General features: G+C 31.5%; 20 protein-coding genes. 16 read left to right on the forward strand and 4 right to left on the reverse strand.

Annotation, left to right across the window (positions count from 1 at the left end; translation table 11 throughout):
- Nucleotides 1–160: 160 nt before the first annotated feature.
- From DK442_RS13845 to DK442_RS13855, 3 genes are all read right to left on the reverse strand, one after another.
- Nucleotides 161–1,462, reverse strand: a complete 1,302-nt coding sequence (locus DK442_RS13845; RefSeq protein WP_109436493.1) for a carboxypeptidase-like regulatory domain-containing protein — start codon at nt 1,460–1,462, stop codon at nt 161–163.
- 137 nt (nt 1,463–1,599) lie between these two features.
- Complete coding sequence (locus DK442_RS13850; RefSeq protein ID WP_109436494.1) at nt 1,600–3,003, reverse strand: ATP-binding protein; 1,404 nt, start codon at nt 3,001–3,003, stop codon at nt 1,600–1,602.
- 222 nt (nt 3,004–3,225) lie between these two features.
- Entirely contained in the window at nt 3,226–3,759 is a 534-nt protein-coding gene (locus tag DK442_RS13855; protein ID WP_143916074.1) for a hypothetical protein, read from the reverse strand.
- Nucleotides 3,760–4,246: 487 nt separating this feature from the next.
- Here DK442_RS13855 and DK442_RS13860 point away from each other — a divergent pair, with 487 nt between their 5' ends.
- From DK442_RS13860 to DK442_RS13870, 3 genes are all read left to right on the forward strand, one after another.
- Entirely contained in the window at nt 4,247–4,699 is a 453-nt protein-coding gene (locus tag DK442_RS13860) for an antitoxin Xre-like helix-turn-helix domain-containing protein (protein ID WP_109436496.1), read from the forward strand.
- On the forward strand, nt 4,699–5,154 hold the full coding sequence (locus DK442_RS13865) for an RES family NAD+ phosphorylase (RefSeq protein WP_109436497.1): 456 nt from the start codon (nt 4,699–4,701) through the stop codon (nt 5,152–5,154). Before DK442_RS13860 ends, DK442_RS13865 begins: the two co-directional genes overlap by 1 nt.
- A gap of 206 nt (nt 5,155–5,360) precedes the next feature.
- The gene (locus tag DK442_RS13870) at nt 5,361–7,430 is read left to right on the forward strand and encodes a M13 family metallopeptidase (RefSeq protein WP_109436498.1); all 2,070 of its coding nucleotides are present in this window, start codon (nt 5,361–5,363) and stop codon (nt 7,428–7,430) included.
- A 58-nt stretch (nt 7,431–7,488) separates the two neighbouring features.
- Here DK442_RS13870 and DK442_RS13875 read toward each other — a convergent pair whose 3' ends face one another.
- Complete coding sequence (locus DK442_RS13875; protein WP_109436499.1) at nt 7,489–8,133, reverse strand: hypothetical protein; 645 nt, start codon at nt 8,131–8,133, stop codon at nt 7,489–7,491.
- A gap of 111 nt (nt 8,134–8,244) precedes the next feature.
- Here DK442_RS13875 and DK442_RS13880 point away from each other — a divergent pair, with 111 nt between their 5' ends.
- The 13 genes from DK442_RS13880 to DK442_RS13940 all read left to right on the forward strand — a co-directional run bounded on the left by DK442_RS13880 (nt 8,245) and on the right by DK442_RS13940 (nt 25,440).
- Nucleotides 8,245–9,579: an aspartate kinase gene (locus DK442_RS13880; RefSeq protein WP_109436500.1), complete on the forward strand. Its 1,335-nt coding sequence runs from the start codon at nt 8,245–8,247 to the stop codon at nt 9,577–9,579.
- Between the two features lie 523 nt (nt 9,580–10,102).
- Nucleotides 10,103–10,840: a hypothetical protein gene (locus DK442_RS13885; protein ID WP_109436501.1), complete on the forward strand. Its 738-nt coding sequence runs from the start codon at nt 10,103–10,105 to the stop codon at nt 10,838–10,840.
- Complete coding sequence (locus DK442_RS13890) at nt 10,837–13,599, forward strand: carboxypeptidase-like regulatory domain-containing protein (RefSeq protein ID WP_109436502.1); 2,763 nt, start codon at nt 10,837–10,839, stop codon at nt 13,597–13,599. Before DK442_RS13885 ends, DK442_RS13890 begins: the two co-directional genes overlap by 4 nt.
- 22 nt (nt 13,600–13,621) lie before the next feature.
- Nucleotides 13,622–14,818, forward strand: coding sequence for a DUF4249 domain-containing protein (locus DK442_RS13895; protein WP_160114183.1), 1,197 nt, complete (start codon nt 13,622–13,624; stop codon nt 14,816–14,818).
- 4 nt (nt 14,819–14,822) lie between these two features.
- Nucleotides 14,823–16,019 (forward strand): DUF4249 domain-containing protein, encoded by a 1,197-nt coding sequence (locus DK442_RS13900; protein WP_109436504.1) that lies wholly within the window; start codon nt 14,823–14,825, stop codon nt 16,017–16,019.
- A gap of 4 nt (nt 16,020–16,023) precedes the next feature.
- Nucleotides 16,024–17,205, forward strand: coding sequence for a DUF4249 domain-containing protein (locus DK442_RS13905; RefSeq protein ID WP_109436505.1), 1,182 nt, complete (start codon nt 16,024–16,026; stop codon nt 17,203–17,205).
- A gap of 11 nt (nt 17,206–17,216) precedes the next feature.
- Nucleotides 17,217–18,965 carry a hypothetical protein gene (locus DK442_RS13910; RefSeq protein WP_160114184.1) on the forward strand — a complete coding sequence of 583 codons (1,749 nt, stop codon included), beginning with the start codon at nt 17,217–17,219 and terminating at the stop codon, nt 18,963–18,965.
- A gap of 95 nt (nt 18,966–19,060) precedes the next feature.
- Entirely contained in the window at nt 19,061–20,599 is a 1,539-nt protein-coding gene (locus DK442_RS13915; protein WP_109436507.1) for a YifB family Mg chelatase-like AAA ATPase, read from the forward strand.
- Nucleotides 20,600–20,730: 131 nt separating this feature from the next.
- Nucleotides 20,731–21,861, forward strand: a complete 1,131-nt coding sequence (locus DK442_RS13920; RefSeq protein WP_109436508.1) for a DUF2891 domain-containing protein — start codon at nt 20,731–20,733, stop codon at nt 21,859–21,861.
- Between the two features lie 22 nt (nt 21,862–21,883).
- Nucleotides 21,884–23,104 carry an Nramp family divalent metal transporter gene (locus DK442_RS13925; RefSeq protein WP_109436509.1) on the forward strand — a complete coding sequence of 407 codons (1,221 nt, stop codon included), beginning with the start codon at nt 21,884–21,886 and terminating at the stop codon, nt 23,102–23,104.
- A 26-nt stretch (nt 23,105–23,130) separates the two neighbouring features.
- A complete protein-coding gene (gene pxpA, locus DK442_RS13930; protein WP_109436510.1) occupies nt 23,131–23,862 on the forward strand; it encodes a 5-oxoprolinase subunit PxpA in 732 nt (243 codons plus the stop codon).
- Nucleotides 23,863–23,866: 4 nt separating this feature from the next.
- Complete coding sequence (gene pxpB / locus DK442_RS13935) at nt 23,867–24,592, forward strand: 5-oxoprolinase subunit PxpB (protein ID WP_109436511.1); 726 nt, start codon at nt 23,867–23,869, stop codon at nt 24,590–24,592.
- The gene (locus DK442_RS13940) at nt 24,589–25,440 is read left to right on the forward strand and encodes a biotin-dependent carboxyltransferase family protein (protein WP_109436512.1); all 852 of its coding nucleotides are present in this window, start codon (nt 24,589–24,591) and stop codon (nt 25,438–25,440) included. Before pxpB ends, DK442_RS13940 begins: the two co-directional genes overlap by 4 nt.
- Nucleotides 25,441–25,809: the final 369 nt, after the last annotated feature.

The raw sequence follows: 25,809 nt of genomic DNA on the forward strand, positions 1-25,809 counted from the left end.
TACTTAATTAACTTCTTTAGATTGGTAATTGTTGCAATCTTTTTGTTTTCCCAGATGTAAAAGTAATAAAATTGTATGTTGAATTGATTGATAGATGTTGTTAAAAAAAAGAGCACGCTATAGCGTGCTCTTTTAAAGAAGTTTATTTAGACTTATTTTGTTAGTTCAATTTTCGCAATTGTTTTTTAATTTTTTTAATTGCCGATTCTATTGACTTTTCGGGTTCTATCACGTTATACTCTCCCCAGAATTGCGGATCAGAAAACCCAGAAGCTTCATCACTAATCACCACAGATGATTTTAACCTATCTTTTGGTTTAAGCGTTTCGTTGTCAATATTCTTTTTCCAATCGGTAATCGCCATTTCAACATTTAACCTATAATTTGAATTAAATAATTTCTTTTTCCAATTTATTTTTACCGCAAGATCAATTCTGCCGTATCCATAATACCATTTACCATTCTTTTGTCGATAATCAATATTATAAGTGGCTTCTGTAAAATATACTTTGGCTCTATTAGGTTTTTTACGAACAAACATTTTACTGACTTCTTCTTTGTTTTCTGTATTCAGGCTAAAAATAGCCTTTGTCATAGCCAAGGTTTCTGCATCTATATATAGTTTACCAAAGTATAAAGGTTCTTCGATTGAAGGAAGCTGTTTAAATTTTAGTACGTAAATGTATCGATCATTAATTTTGGTCGATTTATCGAAACTAAAATCATAGAATTTTAGCATCTCTTCGGTAAATATGTTTTCAGGATTTTTCATTACGTCTATGTACAGTGTACTAGTCGGTCCTCCTTGTAGTTTTAACGTTAGTGTGTCTAGTTTTTTATAGTCAGCGCTTTTTCTAGCCTTAAACAGCTTAATAATGTCCGTTTTTTTTGATTCGTATGGGTTTTTATAGATATCAACTACAGCTTCAGAAAGAGAAACATAAGTTCTTCTTTTCTTAATTGTTTCTCGATAAAAAGCGGTCATTATTGTATTATCATTAATATAGTTGACCCCTTTTCGTTTTATAACTTCACGTATAAGGGCTTCAGGATCTCTTGGATCAATGGTAACTTCTGATAGTTCTGTTACTGATAAACTCAGTTTTATTTTTAATTCCTGACCTTTAAATTCTGATAGTGAAACTATTTTGTCTAAGTAACCAAGATGTGAAATAGTAATTTTACCATCAGCCATATTCTTAGGAACTTTTAATAAAAACTCTCCTTCATCATTTGTAACGGTAGAAATATTAGTTTCATTTACAGTTATAGAAGCAGATATAAGAGGTGTATTATTTTCTTTATCTACAGCTACTCCTTTGTACTCATTATAATTTACTGAATTTTGAGAATCGATATCTTGATAATATGTAAATGCGTGCATATGTGTTGAATATCCGATAATCAATAAAACAAACAGTATAAGAGCCTGATGCTTTTTGTAAAATAAAATATTTTTCATAGCTATTTTTTTTGGTTGTAAATTCTATGTATTGAGTTTAATCCTAACTTACAAGGTAAGAAATTTTCTTGATGTAATTTGCTGTAGATACGTTAAAAACAGAGGTGAGAAGTCAATTGATTTAGAATTTATGACTTTTAATGATATTCATGGTGATCTCCAAACCAGTTCTTAAGTTTAATGTTTAGAATTTCTGTTGTAAAAGGTTTTGTGATATAATCATCTAGACCTTTGGCAATGTAACGTTCTGCGTCACCGGGAAGTGCATTTGACGTAAGTGCAATTATAGGTGGGATTTTGGTGTATTTTTCACGAATTAGATTGCAGGTTTGTACTCCGTCTAATTCTGGTAGGTTTATATCCATTAAAATAAGATCATACGTATCTTCTTTGAATATTTTTAATGCTTGTTTTCCATCTTTCGCAATATCAGAAGTACATCCTAAGTATTTTAATATTTGTTCAGAGACAAGTATGTTAGTATCTGAATCTTCAACTAATAAAACATGTAGGTTGTATTTTTGATTTTGTTTTTTTAGAGAAGGAGTATTCTCTTTGGTTATTGTTAAATTAGATCGAGTCGTTTTAAAGGTAAACCAAAAATTACTTCCTTTGCCTAATTCACTTTTGACTCCTAATTTTCCTTGCATAAGACCTACTAGTTTTTTACAAATAGTGAGCCCAAGACCACTTCCTTCTCCGGCTGTGATAGAAGCTTCATGAAATTGACTAAAACGAGTAAAAAGAGTCTCCTGGTCTTTTTTATTAATACCAACACCAGAATCTATAACCTCTAATTTTATCACTAAATCATCGTTCTTTTTTGATGATAAAGAGGCTTTTATGTGTATGTCACCTCCTTCGGTAAATTTAATAGCATTGCCTATAAGATTAGAAATAATTTGAGTTAAACGATTACCATCTGCAAGAATAGTAGTTGGTAATTCTTCTGAATAATCGAGAAACATATCAATTTCTTTTGCCTTAGCTGTTGCTAGAAAAAGATTCATGTTTTGATGTATTGTTTTTTTAAAATCAATATGTGTCGGAGTTAAATCAAATTTTCCTGCTTCTATTTTTGATAGATCCAAAATTTGATTTAAAATATCTAATAAGTTTAGAGAAGATTGATGAATGATATTTACATATTCTTTTTGTAAACTATTTAGGGGTGTGTTTTTAAGAAGCAAATCTATCATACCTATTACGCCTACCATAGGTGTTCTTATTTCATGACTCATATTTGCAAGAAAATCTTGTTTGAATTTTGAAGCCTTTAATATTTGATGGTTTTTTTCTTTTAAACGATCTAGGTTTCTTCCACCAAACATAGCAAATAGTCCAAGAAATAGAGGAGCTGTATCTATAATATAATGAATTGGATAGTTCTTTTGAACAAAGATTGCAGATTTCCAGGAAAGTTCCATATCCAGTCTCATTATATCAATACACGTGGCTAGAATAGGAAACATAAGTCCAAATAGTACTCCGTAAAAAGTATATTTTGCTACCTCAGATTTGAACCATGATATATGAACCATATGAATTGATTTGGTTGAGTTCTTACGTTAGTTTAGTGTTTAACAACCTGGAGGTAAGGAAGTAAATTTTTATAGGGGATTTCTTGTTAAATATAAGTCTTTTTTAAAATACAAAACTTAATGTTTCTCTAAAATTAAGAATTTTTGGTGTAAATAGATGTCATAAAAAAATCCGAAACAGAAGATCTGCTGCGGATTTTAAACCTTACTTTAGTGTTAAAATTATCCTTTGAAAACTATTTGCTTTAATTTATATCCTTCTATCTTAATTAGATAAGTTTTTGGATCTAAATAATTCTGAATATAGTCGTCAACTTCTCCTTTGTCTAATAATCTTCCAGACATATTATAAAGACTATAGTTAAGACCTTGGGGAACTTCTTTTATATCTTTAAAAGTTTTTAAATCAGTACTTTGTTGGCAAGTGTCATCTGCCAAAAACCTGTCTATAAAGGTAATTCTTCCTTGTTCTTGTCCTTCAAGAGTAACGGTTGCAGTATCATCAATGTCGATTATACCATTACCAGTTAAATCACCAAGGATGATAAGACATGCATTTCTAACTTTAATACGAACACCATCTTCTAGATGTAAACTTTCTGTAATAAAAATAACACCTTCTTCTGTATTTTCATCCAAACCATTCACAATAGTGTTTTCTGTGACCGACATTAATTTATATGAAATATCGATTTTAGTATTTGCCAATGTAACGCTTGTTATAAACAAGACTAATAAGGGTAAAAGTGTTTTCATATAGCTTGGGGTTTTAGGGTTAAACCTTAATTTTAAATTTGTAAGAAATTTCTTTCTTGTTTTGGTTTTTTATCGTTGTAAAACATAAAATCAACGACAATATACAATAAATTATGTTAAAAACGTAACTTTTTTGCGCGGAAGATTGAAAATTATTTTTGTTTTAGCAGTATAAATCTTGAATACCCCCGTAATCACTGGAAGTTTTAGAAATAGAGATATTTTGTTTTTTTTAACAAATCTAACTTGAGTTTTATAATTCTATTGATTTTTACAGTATAAACGTAAAGTTTGTATGAACTAAATATTAAAGTTATACGTTCATTATAGTAATGATTAGTAATTAGGTACTTTATTAGGTCAGAGGATATAATGTAATCATCAAGCATGTTATGAAATACGGTAAAACCATAATTTAACTCAATTTTATCAGTAATGTTTGACAGTTGTCATTTTTTTTTGTACTTTTGTCGTAAAATAAATAGCCATGAGTGCAGTATCTCCTTTGGATTTTGATAGTTTTGAGAATAAAGGTTTATTACGATATCTAAATATAGATATTCCATTACGAAATATGTATGATTTTATTGAATTATCAAGAAATGGAATAGATAAAAAAGCATTGTTACATTTAGCCAAAACTATTGGTTTTGATCTCAAAGAATTAGCACATGTACTACATATGTCAGAACGTACTATCCAACGTTATGATTTGAATAAAAAATTAAGTACTGAGGCAAGTGCAAAGGCGTTACAATTAGCAAAACTTTATGCAAAAGGGGAAAATATTTTTGGAGACCTTATTCGTTTTAAGAATTGGATGGATCACCCAAGTGTTGCATTAGCTATGAAAAAACCAAAAGAACTTCTGGATACAACTTTTGGCTTTCAACTGCTTAATGAAGAATTAGTTAGAATCGAGCATGGAATCTTTGCATAATGCAAGTATATAGAATAGCAAAGCAAAAATACATTAAAGACCTTTCTGGAATTGGAGCAAAAACTGTAGGTGGAAGGTGGAATCCCAAAGGTATTGCGGTACTTTATACAAGTGCGTCTGTAGCTCTTTCGGCCTTAGAAGTATTAGCACATTTACCAGCTGCTTATTTCCCGGATGATATGGCAATTGCTACTATAACCATTCCTGATAAGCTGGTAACTACTATGCGTATAGAAACATTACCTGATAATTGGAATAAAATTCCTGTACCGATAGAAATTCAAAATTTTGCAGTTCCATGGATAACAGAGGAGAAATACTTAGGACTTAAGGTCCCTAGTATAATCATACCAAAAGAAGAAAACCTTCTCATCAATCCTTTGCATCCTAAATTTGGGGAAATAAAACTTGTGGACATAGAACCATTCTCTTTCGATACCAGATTGTTGAAATAAGAATTGTTTTTTTTTGAGAAGCTAACTGTTTTATTTTGAATTTATTACTTTTTATAAATCTTATTTTTTAGTTAAAACTCTATATAAAGAGTATTAACATCTATCATTTTCCATAAATTACGCGCTTAATATGCGTAACAAATTCTCAATTTATACGTCATATTGCAGATAACTAATCTTAATTTACTAATAGAATGAGTATAAAAATGAAAAATGTTTATTTTTTAGCTGCATTTATTTTCGCTTTTGTGAGTTGTAAAAACGAAACAAAAAAAGATGATAGCGAGAGTGAAGTGGTAGCAGAGGTAGAAAAAATCCCCGGGATAGTCCTAGAAAATATGGATACGACCGTGAGCCCTAAAGAAGATTTCTATAACTATGTTAATGGAAGTTGGATGAAAACCACCGAAATTCCGGCGGACAGAACAACTTGGGGAGGATTTGGAGTGCTTCGTAAGTCAACAGATAAAGATGTACTGGAAATTTTGGATAAAGCTAAGAAAAGCGGGAAATACGGTGGAGATACCGATCAAGCAAAAGCATTAGCCATTTTTGATACCAAATTAGACACGGTAACAAGGAATAAAGCAGGTCTTACACCATTACAGTCAGCACTTGATGATATTGCATCGATTAAGAATCTTAATGACTTACAAACTGTACTGGCCAAAAACCCATCAGTTTCGTCACCATTCATAGGATTAGGTGTACAAGCAGATTTAAATAACAGTGCTATGAATGCGGTTTATCTTGGAGCAAATGGATTGGGATTACCAGATCGAGATTACTACTTAGATCAAGATGGTAAATCAAAAGAAATTCGTGTAGAATATAAAAAGCATATTGTTAGAATGTTGCAAATGTTGGGAGATTCAGAGTCCGACGCTACTGCAGCAGCAGACAAGATACTTGATTTAGAAACTAAACTTGCAGAACCAAGACTAAATAAAGTTGAAAGTAGAGATGCTCGTAACTATAATAATCCAAGAACAATAGCAGAAGCTGATAAAATGTTAACTTCAATAGATGTTAATAAAATGCTTAGTGATCTTGGTGTAACTAAGAAATTTGATACCATAATAGTTGCTCAATTACGATACACTAAAGCTTTAGATGGTTTCTTAAAGGATACGTCTATCGAAGATTTAAAGACTTTGATCAGATGGGATACATTTAATAATGCAGCTGGTCGCTTGACAACAGATGTTGAAACTGCTAATTGGGAGTTTTATAGTAAATATTTAAGTGGTCAAAAAGAACAACGTCCAGCAGATGAGCGTGCGCTTGCTACTGTAAATAGAACAGTTGGAGAAGCTTTAGGACAACTATATGTGGATGAAAAATTCCCGCCAGAAGCTAAGGCCAAGGCCGAAAAAATGATTGCTAATGTAATTGAAGCATATAAAGCTCGTATCCAGAAATTGGATTGGATGAGTGATGAAACCAAGGCAAAAGGGATTGAAAAACTGAATAAGTTTACTGTTAAAATTGGATATCCTGATAAATGGGAAGATTATTCTAAAATGGAAGTATCTTCAGATAAAACTTATTTTGAGAATATGGCTGCTGTAGATAAGTGGGCAAGGGATAAGAATTTTGAGGATATAGGAGAACCTGTTGATAAAACAAAATGGGGAATGTCACCACAAACGGTGAACGCATATTTTAATCCACTTAATAACGAGATTGTGTTCCCTGCAGCGATTTTACAACCACCTTTTTATAACTACACTGCTGATGAAGCTGTTAATTATGGAGGTATCGGTGCGGTAATTGGTCATGAGATTTCACACGCTTTTGATGATTCTGGAGCTCGTTTTGATGCAGATGGAAACCTTAAAAATTGGTGGACAGAAGAAGATCTTAAGGCATTTACAAAAAGAGGAGATGCATTAGCAGAGCAATATAGTGCTATAGAAGTATTGGATAGTGTATTTATCAATGGAAAATTTACCCTTGGTGAAAATATAGGTGATTTAGGAGGTGTATTAGGAGCTTATGATGGATTACAAATGCACCTTGCTGAAAACGGAAGACCAGAAGATATTGATGGGTTTACGGCAGAGCAGCGTTTCTTTATGTCTTGGGCTACAGTATGGAGAACAAAAATGCGTGAAGATGCATTAAGAACAAGAATCAAAACTGATCCACATTCTCCAGGCTTTACAAGAGCAATTCAACCGTTGTTAAATGTTCAGGCATTCTACGATGCATTTGAGATAAAAGAAGGTGATAAAATGTATTTAGCGCCAGAGAAAAGAGTTCAAATCTGGTAATACGTTTATTTATAATAGTTATATAATAAGACCCTGCTATCTGGCAGGGTTTTTTTATTCAATCTTCTTTAATTTCATTCATTAAAAGAAAAGCCTTGTTTACATATTCTTTTTCTAGAAACAAAGTAAAATAATTTGAAGTAGAAATAACCTCAAAAACAGGAATGCCTTCATATGCTAAGAGTTTAAAAATGTAAAAGTATAGTCCAATGGATTTAGAATTATCTTCAGGTAAGGCAATAGAAATAGAAGATAAATTATCTGCAACAGAGATACAGGTTTCAGCTTTAAAATGCTTTTCTACAATACTTTTAAGTGAAGATGTTACTAAAATATTACTCTCCTGGAAGTTGCTGGAATAAGTGAAATATGCTTTAGCTTCGTTTTTTACACTTTCTAAGAGATTACTCTGACTTGATAATATAGTGTTAGAATTTAAAAAGGTATATTCTGTTATTCCAGACCTTACTACAATATCTCCAAGGTTCCTCAAATTGTCAATATGCTTAATACGTCTGGGATGATAGCGCCTTAATGCCATTACAATAGATCCTGGTTTAACAGGTTTTTTCATAACTTTTTCTACTCTTGGCAATAAATCAATGGCCAAAGAACTAAAGTTTATAATATCTCTTGATAGAGCGTCCTCAAGAAAGGGTTGATGTCTAAGTATATTGTGTACGCAATCAGTAATTGTTTTCATTGTTATATATTTAACATTCTGTGCAAATTTATGCTTTTTCTTTTAAAATATTTATTATCTGTTCGTTATTAACTAATTATGCAACGTTAAAAAACAGTAAAAGTAAGATTGATGAAAATTTTAAAGTTTGGAGGAACTTCTGTAGGATCTGTTGAAAATCTAAATAGAGTTAAAGAAATTTTGACTTCTGATCAAGAAGATAAAATTGTAGTTTGTTCTGCAATGTCTGGAGTTACTGATCAATTGATTAGATTGGTAGAAAGTATAAAATTTAAAGATACAGATGCTATAACAAGAAATTTACATCGACTTGAGAGTAAACATAGTGATGTTATTGATGAGTTAATTGAAAACCAGGAAGTAAAAAATACACTTAAAGATGGTTTATCATCTATGATAACAGAAATGTTTGAGATATCTAGTCAAGATTATTCTGAAATTATTAATTCTAGGATTATTACATATGGAGAGACATTATTAACGTATATATTTTCTGGATTTTTAAATACTGTTGATGTGCCCAATGTACTTTTAGATGCCAAAGAATTTATGTATGTTGATTCTGTAGATAACCCCAATCTTGAGAAGGTTTCAAAAAAATTGAACAGGATATTAGAAAATAATATTCAATCTTCAATATATATTACTCAGGGATTTGTTTGTAGAAATACTAAAGAAGAGATTAGTCATTTAAAAAGAGGAGGTAGTGATTATACTGCTACAATTATTGGAGGAGCTATAAACGCTTCTGAGATACAAATTTGGACAGATATAGATGGCCTGCATAATAATGATCCAAGATATGTGGATGAAACGCATCCAATATCTCACCTTACATATAACGAAGCTGCAGAGTTAGCATATTTTGGAGCAAAAATTCTTCACCCACAAACTGTTTCTCCTGTAGTAGATAAAGATATCCCTGTATTATTAAAAAATACTTTTGATCCAGAAGCCTCAGGAACAGTAATTTCTAATAAGACATATAGAAAAGGATTGAAAGCAATTTCTGCAAAGGATGGAATTACCGCGATTAAAATAAAGTCTAATCGAATGCTAATGGCGCATGGTTATCTTAGAAGGATTTTCGAAGTATTCGATAATTATCATACATCTATTGATATGATTACAACTTCAGAAATCGCCATATCATTAACTATTGATGATACTACCAATTTAGATAAGATTGTAAAAGAAATAGAAAACTATGCAGAAATAACAGTAGAACAGGATCATAGTATTATATGTATTGTTGGAGAATCTGTTATTAATGATAAGAATTCATATAAACTTTTTGAAATATTAAATTTTATTCCGGTTCGTATGGTTTCTTATGGAGGAAGTAATAATAATATATCTATTCTGGTAGATACAAAAGATAAAATTCCAACATTAAGATTTTTAAATGAAAAACTGTTTCAGGTTAAAGAAGAGGCAGTAGTATAATTGTTTGTTATGTAATTTGTACATAAATAAGTAGGGCATGAGCTTTGATATCATACGTAATATATATCTTAACAAAGTGTAAGCCCTACTTTATTAGTTTATAATAGATTGCTAATCATTATACAAAAAAAGATATAAGTTATCAACAAGAAAAAAGTCCTAGATCTTCAACTTTCTATATATACAGGACTACTAGATAGTGTTTTTAAATTATACTTGTTTATTTAAAATCATATTCCAGAAACTATGGAAGATACTCGAAAGAAGAAAGAGGAGATTATGAATTTTTTATAATTCAACTATTTTCTTCTTTTTTAAATAATTAACATTATTTAACAGTGAAGGGTGTTTTTTAGCTTTTCAAAATATGTATTTTTAGAAAAAAGTAAGAAATCTCTGTTAATTCATTACAATTATCTAAATCCTGGGTTTAATTTAACTATCTAAACTATAGATATTCCTTTTATAGTTATTGGGCTAAAAGTTATTGTGGTTTTAAAAGAGTCTAACTAATCAAAACTGCATGAAAATACGGCTACTATTTTTTTCCTCACTTTTTTGTTTCATATCCTATGGTCAGTTACTCAATAAAAATAATCCAGACTACTATAATTGGTTTGATACATTTATAGGTATAGAGAATACAGGACTATATAATGGTGTATTATACACAGAAAAATATAATCTTATACATAAAAAACATCAATTTTTTAATTCATCTGATTTTATTCCGGGATCAGTTTCGTATGAAGGTAAGGAATACTATGGATTGATGATAAAATATAATATTTATGAAGATAAGGTACTTATTAAATTGTCAAATAAATTTGGAGTAAGAACTTTACAGCTTATTTCCAGTAATGTGGATAATTTTAGTATTGGTGATCATAAATTTGTTAATATTCGTTCTGGAATAAGTACTACAAAAGAATCTGGATTCTATGAAGTTCTAACAAGTAATGATCGTTTTGTTTTTTATAAGAAACATCATAAAATTAAGAAAGAGCTCTTTAAAGAAGACCGGTTGTTATATGATTTTTTAGATAGAGAATCATATTTTCTTTTTTATAACGATAGTTACTATTTAATACGTACAAAAAGCGAATTAAACAGAGTTTTTCCAGAACTCAAGAAAGACATCACTACTTTTTATAACGCTAATAAGACAGTACGTAAATCAAATTCAGATATGTTTTGGATACTTCTAATGAAAAAAATCCATTCACTGATTTCTAACAATAATAATAGTATAAAAGAATGAGGTTTTTAATACGAATTATATTCTTTTTCGGGCTTACCGTTATATACGCACAAGATAATCAACCTAAGGTGTCATTGTCATTCGATAACGTTAATCTCAAAAATGCATTTAGTCAAATAGAAGAAGTAACAAATTATCGTTTTTATTATGTCGATGCTTGGTTAGGAGATAAAATTGTTTCTGGTAAGTATGAAAATACTCCGCTTAATGAAGTTTTAGAAGATATCTTTAAAGACACCATTTTGAACTTTTTTATTTCTAATAAAAAAGGGATTATAATAACTCGTAATAGTGTTATTTATGATGAATTACCTAAGGGGTTTTTTGGAAATGAAAAAAAAGAAACTGTTGATAGTGGAGAAGAAATAAAGGTGAATCCGGTTTTTCAGATAAAAGATGGTATTTCAAAAAAGAGAAGAGCACAAACTATTCGAATAGGAAGAGAAAATAAAAATAGTGATCGATCTAGTTTTACTCTAGAAGGATATGCTATAAATGCTAGAACAGGTGCTCCAGTGTCTAACCTCTCGATTATTGTAAAAAATAAAAATACAGGAACCGATACAGATAAAAATGGATACTATGAGATAGAACTCTCTCCAGGTCTCAATATTTTAGAAACAAGTGCTATGGGAGTTGCAAGTCAAACTAAAAGGATTATTATTTATAATGACGGTGAGTTGGATTTTAATCTCGAAGAAAGTTTAGAAGTTCTTGATGAAGTAATTATAGAATCAAATGTCAATGAAAATGTTAAAAGTGCAATAACAGGAGCAGAGAAAGTTGATGTAGAAGAATCAAAGAATATACCATTGGTACTTGGAGAACGTGATGTTTTAAAAGTAGCTACTACATTACCAGGAGTTACTACTGCTGGCGAAGGAGCCGTTGGATTTAATGTTAGAGGGGGTAAATCAGATCAGAATCTAATCTTACTAGATGACGCAGTGGTTTATAATCCTCAACATTTTTTCGGAGTATTTTCTGCATTAAACCCATTTACTCTTGGTGAAGTTAATATTTATAAAGGGAGTATACCAGCAGAATACGGAGGTCGATTATCTTCTGTATTTGATATCAAAACAAGAGATAGTGATGCTAAGGAGTTTAAAGGAGAGGCCTCTATAGGTCCTGTTACCGGTAATGTAGTATTAGAAACACCAGTGTTTAAAGATAAGTCTGCACTTATGGTTGGAGGAAGAGTAGCTTATGCGAATTGGATTTTAAGATCTCTGGATGAAGAAAATCTACAAAATAGTGAGGCATCATTTTATGATGTTGTGGCAAAATATAATCATAAATTCAATGAGAATAATAAAATTAGCGCAACAGGCTATTTTAGTAGAGATGACTTTAGTATTACTTCTGATTCATTGTATATCTATAAAAACAGAGCATTATCTCTTAACTGGGAGCATAAGTTTAATGAGAAGAATAGAGGTAATTTAATAGTAGTAAATAGTGCTTATGAATTTGATATAGAGTTTGATGGAGATACAAATGGTGATTTTAAACTAGGGAATAGTATTGAAGAAACCGAATTAAAATTAAAAATGAAATACTTGTATAGTGATCGATTAAAGTTTGATTATGGTATTTCAAGTAAGTTATATGCATTGCGACCAGGAAATAAAAAACCGGATGGTGCAGAATCTATTGTAACACCTGTAAACGTTCCAAAAGAAAGAGGTTTAGAATCAGCTGCTTTTCTTTCTGGAAAGTTTGATGTAACCAAAAAATTATTATTGGATGCAGGGATTAGATTTTCTGTGTTTAATACATTGGGAGAATCATCACAGCGAATATATCAAGAAGGATTACCTAAAAATGATGGAACTCTAATTGAAACAAGAGAATTTGATAAAAATGAAGTAGTCGAAACATATGGAGGACCAGAACTTAGATTGTCTGCGAGATATTTGATATTACCAGATTTTTCGGTCAAAGCAAGCTACAATAACACAATACAATATATACATAGATTATCTAATAATACCACAGCCTCTCCAATAGATACATGGAAACTTTCAGATTTAAATATAGAACCGCAAAGGGCAAATCAATATTCTATCGGGCTATATAAAAACTTTAATCAGAATGCTTATGAGCTAAGTCTAGAAGGGTTTTATAAAAGATTGGATAAGATTTTAGATTTTAAAACAGGTGCACAAACATTACTAAATCAAAATATAGAAACCGAAGTTTTACAAGGGGATGGAAAATCATATGGTGCAGAATTTTTAATAAGAAAAAACAAAGGAAAGTTTAATGGATGGTTAGCATATACTTATTCACGTTCTTTTATTAAGTTGGATAGTCCATTTAGAGAAGAACAAGTAAATGATGGAGATTTTTTTCCTTCAAATTTTGATAGGCCTCATGATATTAGTATGGTTACTAATTATAAATTTACAAGAAGATTTAGTCTATCTGCAAACTTTGTATACCAGACAGGGAGACCTGTAACTTTTCCTATAGGGAATTTTAATTTTAATAATTCTGAATTTGTAGTGTACAGTGATCGTAATAAATTTAGAATACCAGATTTTTATCGATTAGATATTGGTTTTAATGTTGAAGGCAATCACAAAAAGGGAAAAGTGGCCCATAGTTTTTGGACAATTTCTATATATAATGTATTGGGAAGAAATAATCCTTTCTCTGTCTTTTTTGTTACGGATGAGGGTGAGATTAAAGGATTACAAAGTTCAATTTTTTCGGTACCCGTGCCGTCAATTACTTATAGTTTTAAATTTTGATGAGGTATTCTATATTATAGCTATGAAATACTATAAGAAATATTATATGTTATTTGTAATCATGATCATATTTTCTGCTGTAAATTGTACTGAAGAATTTGAACCCAAAACAGAAATTTTTGAAAGTCTTTTGGTAATTGAAGGAAACATTACAGATGAGTTAAAACGACATGAAATTTTGTTGTCAAAAACATTTCGTTTTGAAGAAGAAAATAGTTCTTTAGGAGAAAGTAATGCTGAAGTTATGGTTGTTGATAATAAAGGAAACGAATTTATTTTTGAAGAAACTACTCCTGGGGTATATAGGTCTATATCTCCTTTTCAAGCTGTTTCTGGTCGAGAATATACGCTATCAATACGAACTAATGATGAGAAGTCCTATATTTCCAGCCCAATGATATTACCAGTGAAAAATGAAATAGATAATCTTTATGTAGAACGTATGACTAATGATGAAGGATTAGAAGGAGTTGGTATTTTTGTGGATAATTTCGATCCAAGCGGTAATGCTTCTTTTTATAGATACGAATTTGAAGAAACATATAGATTTAATGCACCTAGTTTTAATGACGAGGATATTGTTTTGGATTCTGAAGATCCTTTTGTTATTGATTTTGTTCCAAGACCTCAAAATAAGAGAACTTGTTATAAAACCGATGTTTCTCAGGGGATTATAATTACCAAGACCGAAGATTTTGATGAAAATAGAGTGTCTAAGTTTTTAGTTAGATTTATCGGGGTGGATGATTACAGAAATAGTGATAGATACTCTATTTTGGTGCATCAATTTGTTCAATCTAGAGAAGCGCATTCATTTTATGAAAATGTTAAAAGCTTTTCTAGTTCAGTAACTTTGTTTTCTCAAACTCAACCAGGATTTATTGAAGGAAATATTAATTCAGTCGATAACTCTGATGAAAATGTGTTGGGTTTTTTTCAGGTTACATCAACCACTACAAAACGCATATTTTTTAATTATAGGGACTTTTTCCCAACAGAGCCTATCCCTCCATTCTTTGTAGGATGTGAATCATTTGCGCCTATTATAGTTCCAATTCCAGTAGCTCTAATTAATGAGTTAAATGCGGATAGGTATTTATTTGATGGAGAAACAGGGGTAAATAATATTTTTGAAGGGCCTTATTTATTAGTGCCCAAGATATGTGGAGATTGTACCGTTTTGGGAACTAATAAAAGACCAGATTTTTGGGAAGATTAATAACATGAATTTAAAAAATAGAATACATCGTTTTTTTCTAGGATTAGTAGTCATTTGTTTAACAAATTGTACAGAAGAATTTGTACCTAAAACCGAAACTTTTGAAAGCCTTTTGGTAATAGAAGGAAACATTACGAATGAATTAAAACAGCATAAAATTCAATTATCAAAAACATTTCGTTTTGAGGATGAAAGTGGAACATTTGGAGAAAGTAATGCAGAGGTAATAGTTGTTGATAGTGATCAAAATGAATATGTTTTTGAAGAAACTGACTCAGGGGTATATATATCTACGACATCTTTTCAAGCAATTTCTGGGCTAGAATATACATTATCGATACGCACAAGCGATGGGAAATCATATGTCTCTGATCCTGTTGTTTTACCGGCAGAAACAGAAATAGATAACCTTTATGCAGAACGTATGACTAATGATGATGGGTTAGAAGGAGTAGGTATTTTTGTAGATAGTTTTGATGCTACAGGGAACGCTTCGTTTTATCGGTATGAGTATGCCGAGACATATAGATTTGTTGCGCCGTCGTTTTCTTTTATTGATCTCGAAGTGATTTCAGAAGATCCTTTTGTGGTTGATTTTACACCAAGACCAATCGAAAAAAGAACATGTTATAAAACTGATCTTTCAACAGATATAATTCTGGCAAAGACTGAAGGACTTAATGAAAATCGAATTTCTCGTTTTTTGGTTCATTTTGTAGGAACAGATGATTATAGTATTAGTGATCGTTATTCTATACAGGTTAATCAATTTGTACAGTCCAGAGAAGCTCAGGTGTTTTATGAAACGATAGAAGACTTTTCTGGTTCAGAAACCTTGTTTTCGCAAATACAACCAGGGTTTATAGCAGGTAATATCGAAGCTATTGAAAATCCTGACGAAAATGTACTTGGGTTTTTTCAAGTATCATCAGTATCATCAAAACGTATATTTTTTAATTATAGAGATTTTTTTGTAGTAGAGGATCTACCACCATATTTTTTTAGTTGTGAAGGTATTGCTCCGCCAATTATGCCTTCTCCAGGCATTTTTACGAACACATTTAATACAGGACTTTTTTTATTTTTAGAAGAAACAGGATCAAATGATGTAGAAACTGGACCATATCTTATTGTTCCTAAAGAATGTGGTGATTGCACAGAGGTAGGAAGTAGTGAAGTACCAGAGTTTTGGGAGAACTAATATAATGAAAACGAATAATAATACATATCGTATACTTTTAGGAATGCTCATCTTGTTTTGTATAACAAATTGTACAGAAGAGTTTAAACTACAAACAGAGACTTTTGAAGATATTATTGTTATCGAAGCTATTATTACAGATGAGTTAAAACACCAAGTGGTTAAGTTGTCAAAAACCTTTCGGTTTGAAGATGATAATCTATCAGGAGAAAAGGATGCCGAAGTGAAGATTAATGATAGTGAAGGGAGTGAGTATCTCTTTCAGGAAACAGATTTAGGGGTGTATACATCAGTATTGCCTTTTCAGGCATTATCTGATAGAGAGTATACTTTATCAATTCAAACCAATGACGGTAAATCATATATATCTGATTCGGTAGAATTAACACCAAAAACAAGTATAGACAAACTATATGCTGAGCGAATTATTAATGAAAAAGGTAAAGAAGGAATAGGGATTTTTGTGGATAGTTTTGATGCAACAGGTAATGCGTCTTTTTACAGATATGAATTCGAAGAAACATTTAGATTTGTAGCTCCAGAATTTAATGATTTTGATTTGATTTTACTTTCTGATAATCCATTAACAGTGGATTTCGTTAGACGACCTTTAGAAAAAAGAGTATGCTATAAAACAAACCCTGCTTTAGATATTTTAATTACAAAAACTGAAGATTTTGATGAAAATAGAGTGTCAAAATTTTTGGTTCGTTTTATTGGTATCGATGATTATACAATAAGTGATCGCTATTCAATTCTAGTACATCAGTTTGTGCAGTCGAGAGAAACATATGAGTTTTATCAAACATTGAAAGAATTTTCTAATTCTATAACCTTGTTTTCTCAAACACAACCTGGATTTATTGTAGGTAATATCAAATCGCTTTCTAATGAAAAAGAAAATGTTTTAGGGCTTTTTCAGGTTTCTTCAATATCATCAAAACGTATTTTTTTTAATTATAGAGACTTTTTTCCAAAAGAAGACTTACCTCCTTATTTTGAAGATTGTAATATTGGTGCGCCACGTATAAATGGATTTTCTAGTATAATAAGGTCGGGATTGTTTTTGTTTGCTGGTCTTAATGATGACCCAGAACAAGGAGGTCCATATAAGTTAGTAGAAAAGGAGTGTGGTGATTGTACAGAGATAGGTAATAGTGAAATCCCAGAATTTTGGGAAAATTAATTATGAAAATTATGAATAGACATAGTATGAAATTAGTGGTGATCTTTCTTTTATTTTATTCATTGGTTAATTCTCAATCAAATACTGAAGATAAATTACAATCTATAGACTATAAGGATATACCTCAAGAAAAAGTTTATATACATTACAATTCATCATTATTATTCACAGGAGAATATTTATACTATAGTTTATACTGTATTAATGCTAAGCTTAACCTCTTGAGTGATTTGAGTAAAATTGCATATGTGGAGTTAGTAGGAGAGGATAAAAAAAGTATTTTCCAACATAAAATAAATTTGAATAAAGGAGTAGGGCAAGGAGATTTTTTCCTTCCAGTTACTATTCCTTCTGGGAATTATAAACTTGTAGGATACACGCAATGGATGAATAACGGGGTTAAGAATAATTTTTTTCAAGGAGATATTAGTGTCATAAATCCTTATCAAGGTAATCAAAAAAACATTTTAGAGACTTCAGATAAGAAAGAGATAAATAGTGATTCGGATCTGATTCAAAATGATAATACTAATGTAAAACTGATTCTGAATAAGAAAAAATTTACTAAAAGGAGTAAGGTTCAATTAACCATAAAAGATATAAGAAGCAATCTTGGGTATGGAAATTATTCAATATCAGTTAAAAAGAAGGATACATCCTTTCAAGAAGCATCAAGATATAGCGCCAAAACATTTTTTTCTCTGTATGAATCACAACAAAGTGGTAGTCCTAAAAAAATTGTTCCACCAGAACTTAGAGGAGAGCTTATATCGGGAAAGATTACTCCTGTAGATTCGGGAACTTTAGTATCTAATAAGAAAGTAGCTATATCAATACCTGGTGAGAATTATGAATTAAAAATAGCAGAAGCAGATGGGGACGGAGTGTTTTATTTTAATGTAGACAAGGCCCACATTGAGCAGGATGCCTTAGTTCAGGTATTAGGCGATAAAGAGAAATTCAGAATAACCTTGGATGATCCTAAATCCCCTGATTATTCTGATCTTGTATTTAATAAATTTTCATTGTCTTCAGAATCTAAATCATCCGTTTTGGAACGCAGTGTGTATAATCAAATACGCAATGGATACTTCTCTGTTAAACCTGATACACTGGCTTTAAATGATGATAAGTCTCGTTTTTATGGAGATATTGCACAGGTTTTTAATTTAGATGATTACACAAGATTCCCTACAATAAGAGAAACTTTGGTAGAAATTGTAAATAATGCATGGATTAAAAAGATTGATGAAGAGCAATATGTTTTTCAGGTTCGTGGCTATGAATCTTCTTCAAATTATGCATTTCTACCACTCGTTATTATTGATGGCGTCATAATTCAGGATCATAGTACTATAGTGGATTATAATGCAAACAAAATTAAAAGTATTAAACTTATAAGAGATTTGTATTTTCTAAATTCACAAATGTTTCAAGGAGTGATAGATATAGAAACAATAGATGGGGATTATTATAAATCATTTAGAAGTGAAGGGGTGTATAGCTTGACTTTATCAAAACCATTGCCTATAAAAAAATATTATCACGAACAATATGATGAAGCTACAAAGTCTACAACAGATCATATTCCGGATTATAGACATCAATTACTGTGGATACCCAACCTTAAATTTGATGCTAAAGAGATGGTAATTGACTTTTTTACATCAGACAATGTTGGGCAATATGAAATCTCACTAGAAGGATTTACAGATAAAGGAAAACCAGTCTCTATTCGAGAAATATTGATAGTCGAATAATTTATTTTACCATTCTATATTTCGGAATACAAAAATCTAGTTTCATTTTTTGAAACTCATTCTGATTATGTTTGCATGTATGAAAAAAGGAATATATGCTGACAAAGGTCTTTGGTAGTGCTGTTTTTGGTGTTGAAGCAACATCAATAACTGTAGAAGTAAATATTGATAAAGGGATTGGGTATCATTTGGTAGGGTTGCCTGATAATGCGATAAAGGAAAGTAGTTATCGTATCGCAGCTGCTTTACAAAATAACGGTTACAAATTACCAGGAAAGAAAATTACTATCAATATGGCGCCTGCAGATTTAAGAAAAGAAGGATCTGCATATGATCTTACTTTGGCATTAGGAATCCTTGCTGCAAGCTCACAAATCAAAGGAGATACTGTTTCTGATTATCTAATTATGGGGGAACTTTCTCTAGATGGAAGTCTGCAACCGATAAAAGGAGCTCTTCCAATAGCAATTAAGGCCAGAGAAGAAGGTTTTAAAGGTTTTATACTTCCAAAACAAAATGCTAAAGAGGCTGCAATTGTAGATCATCTAGAGGTGTATGGTGTTGATAATATTAAAGAAGTAATTGATTATTTTGATGATAAAGGACAATTAGAACAAACTATCGTTGACACTAGGGAAGAATTTTATTCAGCGCTTGCTAATCCCGAATTTGATTTTGCCGATGTAAAAGGGCAAGAAAGTATAAAACGTTGTATGGAAATTGCGGCCGCGGGAGGTCATAATATTATATTGGTAGGTCCTCCGGGTAGTGGAAAAACGATGTTAAGTAAGAGGTTACCAAGTATTCTTCCGCCTATGTCTTTGCAAGAAGCATTAGAAACGACCAAAATTCATAGTGTCGTTGGGCGTATTAAAGATAATGTTGGATTAATGGCACAACGACCATTTAGAAGTCCACATCACACGATTTCAAATGTAGCTTTAGTTGGAGGAGGAAGTTATCCCCAACCAGGAGAAATATCCCTATCACATAATGGAGTTTTATTTCTGGATGAGTTGCCAGAATTTAAAAGAGAAGTGTTAGAGGTAATGCGTCAACCTTTAGAAGACAGAGAAGTAACAATTTCGAGAGCAAAATTTACAGTCACTTATCCATCTAGTTTTATGTTAGTGGCGAGCATGAATCCGAGTCCGGGAGGTTATTTTAATGATCCTGACGCGCCTGTAGTCTCTTCTCCTGCAGAAATGCAACGTTATCTAAGTAAGGTTTCCGGGCCTTTATTAGATAGAATTGATATTCATATTGAAGTTACTCCGGTTCCATTTGATAAACTTAGCGAAGAAAGAAGAGGAGAGCCTAGTGTCGATATTCGGAAACGAGTGATTGTAGCAAGAGATATTCAGACCAAGCGATTTGAAAAGTTACAGAGTATTCATTACAATGCACAAATGGGAGTAAAACAAATACGAGAATTTTGTGCACTTGATAAAAATTCAAAAGAATTACTGAAAACAGCAATGGAAAGGTTAAATCTATCAGCAAGAGCTTATGATCGTATTCTAAAAGTTTCAAGAACTATTGCAGACCTTGAAGGTTCTAAGGATATAAAAGGAAATCATATTTCTGAAGCCATACAATACAGAAGCCTGGATCGGGATGGTTGGTTAGGCTAGTTTAATAAGTCCAATAATGGGGTATTCGATAACTTATAAACTATTTGTGGTTCTTATCAACAATCCATTTACTATCCCTTCTGAAATCAATATTTTTAGGAAAACAGACATTGAACTTTTAAATATTGACTATGAATCGAATACTTTTTTTGATTTTAATACTAGCTTTCATAAGTTGTAATAAAGATGCTGAAAATCAGAAGAAATTATCAGAAGATAAAGCAGCTCAAAATCAGCAAGAACATCCAATTCAAAAACCTTTGCAACTTACATTAGCCAATGCTAATTCGTTGGCAGAATTACCATTAGCGTGTTTACAAATTGAATATCCTAACAAGCTTAATCAAACACTGGGAGGAAAAGAAAATATTGGAGAGCCTAAAGAATTGCATCCTACATTTTATGGTTGCTTTGACTGGCATTCTTCTGTTCATGGTCATTGGTCATTGGTGAAGCTTTTAAAAACCTTTCCCGATCTCGAAAAAAGAGAAGAAGCTATAAACAAATTGCGCCAAAATATTTCAAAAAATAATATAGCAATAGAAGTTAAATATTTTGAAGAGAAACATAATAAATCTTATGAGAGAACTTATGGTTGGGCTTGGTTGCTTAAACTAGCAGAAGAATTGCATACCTGGGATGATCCAATAGCAAGGGAGTTGGAGGAAAATTTAGAACCTTTAACAATTATGATTGTTCAAAAATACATTGATTTCTTGCCAAAACTTAATTATCCTATTAGAGTGGGAGAGCATACCAATACAGCATTCGGATTATCATTTGCTTGGGACTATGCGAATACGGTTAATCATCAAAAATTAAAGGAAAGTATTGAAGGTAAAGCAAAGGAGTTCTATCAGAATGATCAGAACTGCCCTATCGGATGGGAACCAAGTGGCTATGATTTTTTGTCTCCTTGTTTTGAAGAAATTGACCTAATGAGAAGAATACTTAATAAAAAAGAATTTGATCATTGGATTTCTGCTTTCATGCCTCAACTAAAAAATAAAAACTACACAATAGAAGTGGGTAAAGTATCTGATCGTACTGATGGTAAACTAGTACATTTAGATGGGCTCAATTTTAGTAGAGCCTGGGTGCTATATGGATTAGCAAAACAATACGAGGACTATGCGCATCTTTTTTCGGTAGCAAATACGCACATCAACTATTCATTACCCAATCTGGTTGGAGATAGTTATGAAGGAGGGCATTGGTTAGGGTCATTTGCGATATACACCTTAGATATAAATACAAAATAAATGATTAAAAATAGGTGAACGCATGAAAAAGTGGTTTTCTAATATTGGTCCGGGGACTTTGGTTACAGCAGCATTTATTGGTCCGGGTACAGTCACAGTATGCACAATAGCAGGAGTGAAGTTTGGGTATACATTATTATGGGCTTTGGGACTTTCTATTATAGCTTGTATGGTATTGCAAGAAATGGCAGCAAGGCTAGGTGTGGTAACTCAAAATGGACTTAGTGAAGTGCTTAAATCTCAGTTTGATAATAAAATTGTAAAATCAATACTTCTGGGTATTATTATTTCTGCAATTTTTATTGGTAATGCTGCCTATGAAGCAGGCAATATAAGTGGTGGTGTCTTAGGGTTATCAACAATCATTGAATCGCCAAATATAAGCTTGGGAGGGTTCGCTTTTAACTATTTGAGTTGGATAATTGGAGTATTGGCATTTGTGGTTTTGTACATAGGTAATTATAAAATACTAGAAAGAAGTTTGATAGTGTTAGTACTTTTTATGAGTTTGGCTTTTATTATTACTGCTATTGTGACCAAACCAGATATTTCTTTAGTTGTTAAAGGGTTTGTTCCCGATTTTTCTTCAGAAAAACTATTTACAGTTATTGGGTTAGTGGGTACTACAGTCGTTCCTTATAATCTGTTTCTTCATGCTTCAGTGGTAAAAGAAAAATGGAATACTCCAGAAGAACTACCATTAGCAAGAAAAGATACCATTATTGCTATTTCGGCTGGTGGGTTAGTGTCTATGGCTATTATTATTGCGGGTGCTGCAATACTTAGTAACGAAGTAAATAATGCAGCTGATTTAGCAAAAAGCCTGGAACCTGTTTTTGGACCTGCAGCAAAATATGTACTTTCTTTAGGGCTTTTTGCAGCAGGAATTACCTCGGCTATAACTGCTCCTTTAGCAGCTGCATATGTAGTAAAAGGATGTTTAGGATGGCAAGGAGGATTAAAGAGTAAACAATTTAGATCAGTTTGGATGTTTATACTTTTTCTTGGTGTAGTATTTTCATCTCTAGGGATAAAACCAATTAAGATTATACAATTTGCACAAGTGGCAAACGGACTCCTTTTACCTGTAATTGCAGGCTTCCTTTTATGGGTTATGAACAAGAAAAATATTTTAGGAAAATACACTAATTCTAAGGTGCAAAATGCTATTGGTTTTTTGATTGTATTGATTGCCGCTTTTTTAGGATGTAGAAGTATTTGGAAGGTAGTAATTAATTTGTAGGATTTATTTTTATTTTTTGTAGGAATATGAAAGAAATAATTTTTAATGCAGATGTTGGAGAAGGAGCTGGTTTTGATGCTCAGATAATGCCATTTATATCTTGGTGTAATATTGCATGTGGGAGTCATGCAGGTGATCAAGAAGAGATCCAGAAAACTATCCGGTTAGCAAGTGCACATAAAGTAAAGATTGGAGCACATCCATCATATCCCGATCGAGAAAATTTTGGAAGAGTTAAGATGGCCTTGGCATATGATGATTTAGTGAAAACAATTGTTGCTCAAATAGAAGAAGTTAAATTTTACGTTGACAAAAAAGGAGAGGAGTTGCATCATGTAAAGCCACATGGAGCGCTTTATAATGAAGTAGTCAAAAATGAAGAGGTAGCTTCTGCAGTACTTGAAGCAATAAATAATATCGATAAAAGTTTGTTTATAATAACGTCAAAAAATTCTAAATTATCGTATCTTGTGAAAGATAAATTTAGATTAAAATTTGAAGTTTTTGCAGATCGAAATTATAATGACGATTTGACTTTGGTTTCTCGTTTAGAAAATGAAGCTGTTCTTACAGATGTAAAACAAGTTTTTGAACATGTAAAAAGAATGGTTTTAGAAGATGAGGTGAGAACGAAAAAAGGAGAGGAGTTGCCAATTTTTTTTGATACGATTTGTGTACATGGAGATAATCCAAAATCGGTTGATATTTTAAAATATTTACATCAGGAATTTTTGAAATTGAACATAAGTATAGGATAAATTCATGAGTTACGAATTAAGATATTGGCAGTATTCTGAAAAGGCTATTTTAATCGAATGGCCTTCAGTAATTGACAAAAATGTCCTTTATGACCTTCTTTTTTATAAAAAATCAATTGAATCTTTTTATGGTAAACTAATTGTTGAGGTAATTTCTGGATATAACTCGTTGTTAATTTACTATGTGTCTACTATAGAGAAATTCTATGATACCGTTTTTGAACTAAAAACCTTGTATTCATCTAATGTGTTACCAGGACAACAAGAAAATCGACTGTGGAAAATCCCGGTATGTTATTCCCCTGCTCTGGCACCTGATTTGAACACGTTTGCAAAAAATAAATCATTGTCTGTAGATGAAATAATTGCGTTGCATACTGCTCCTCGTTATACTATTTTCTTTATAGGTTTTTTACCTGGATTTTTATATTTGGGTGGTCTTGATTCAAAGCTTCATTTGCCTCGAAAAAACACACCTTCCTTAGAGGTGAAAAAAGGATCGGTAGCTATAGGTGGAAATCAAACCGGAATTTATCCGGTTACAAGTCCTGGTGGTTGGCATGTGATAGGTATGTGTCCTTTTGATTTTTTTAATCCAAATGCTAAAGAGTTTACTGTTTTTGAACCTGGCGATACTATTCAGTTTATGTCGATAAAAGAATATGAATATAACGATATCAGATCAAAGTGTGAAAAAGATAGTTTCTTACTTAAACCGATCATGAGATGACTGGAGGAGTTAAAATTCTTAAAGCAGGTTTTTTTACTACTATTCAGGATGGAGGTCGTTTTGGGTTTTCAAAATATGGTGTTCCCAGAAGTGGGGCTATGGATAAATTATCATATGGATTAGCAAATTCATTGTTGGGGAATGATAAAAATTCGGCATGTATAGAATGGACTTTCCAACCTCCAGTTTTACATTTTTTTGAAAATACAGAAATTGTTTTAACAGGGGCTGAAGCGGATGCCTTTTTAAATGATCTGAAAATTGATATGTATAAAAAAATTCGCATTGTTAAAGATGATATTTTAAAATTTAAATCATGTAGGAAAGGCGTGTATGGTTATGTAGGAATAAGTAAAGGTTTTTCTACTCCAATGATTTTAAAAAGCAAATCATTTTATAAATCAATTACCTCTGATTATCGATTAGAAAATGATGCTATTTTGCCATATAAAATCAACAATATTTTTGAGCGTCAATTGTCTACTATTTCTATTCCAATATTGTTCGATAGTACCCAAAAATTAGAAGTGTACAAGGGACCAGAATTTGATCATTTATCAAAAGATCAACAGTCGTTTTTATTTGATAATTCGTTTACCATTTCGAATACAATAAATAGAATGGCAATTCAATTAGAAGAGAAATTATATAATGATTTACCATCGATGTTAACTTCTCCGGTTTTACCGGGTACAGTTCAATTGACTCCATCGGGGACTTTGATAATTTTGATGAGAGATTGTCAAACCACGGGAGGATATCCAAGAGTTTTACAATTAAGTGAAATGTCAATCAATATAATTGCACAAAAAAGAATGAAAGAAAGATGTAGTTTTAAGTTGATATAACAATACCGTTAAGTATGATAAAATCAAAATTGTCATACTGAGCCCTTGGACAAGCTCAGGACAGGCATTGTCAAAGTGTAGTTTCAAAGTGATAAGGTAATTTTTTCATTTCCTATTTGCCTATATGTTTAATTAGTTGTTTTTAGTATGATGAACGAGTATTCATTGTTTTTTGTCATTCCAGTGTAGGCTGGAGTCAATTTTTGGTAGTACATGTATTAAGTAGATTCCATTTTTCAACGGAATGAAAAATCAACTTATTTCTATATTAATGAAATTCGTTTTTTTGAATCTTATTTAACTGAGAATTAAATATTGTAAGTTAAACTAATTTTGTTTTTTCAACAGAGTCTTATTTTAACGCCTCAA

Origin of the sequence: Aquimarina sp. AU119, assembly GCF_900312735.1 — a bacterium.
Classification (GTDB): Bacteria; Bacteroidota; Bacteroidia; order Flavobacteriales; family Flavobacteriaceae; genus Aquimarina; species Aquimarina algiphila.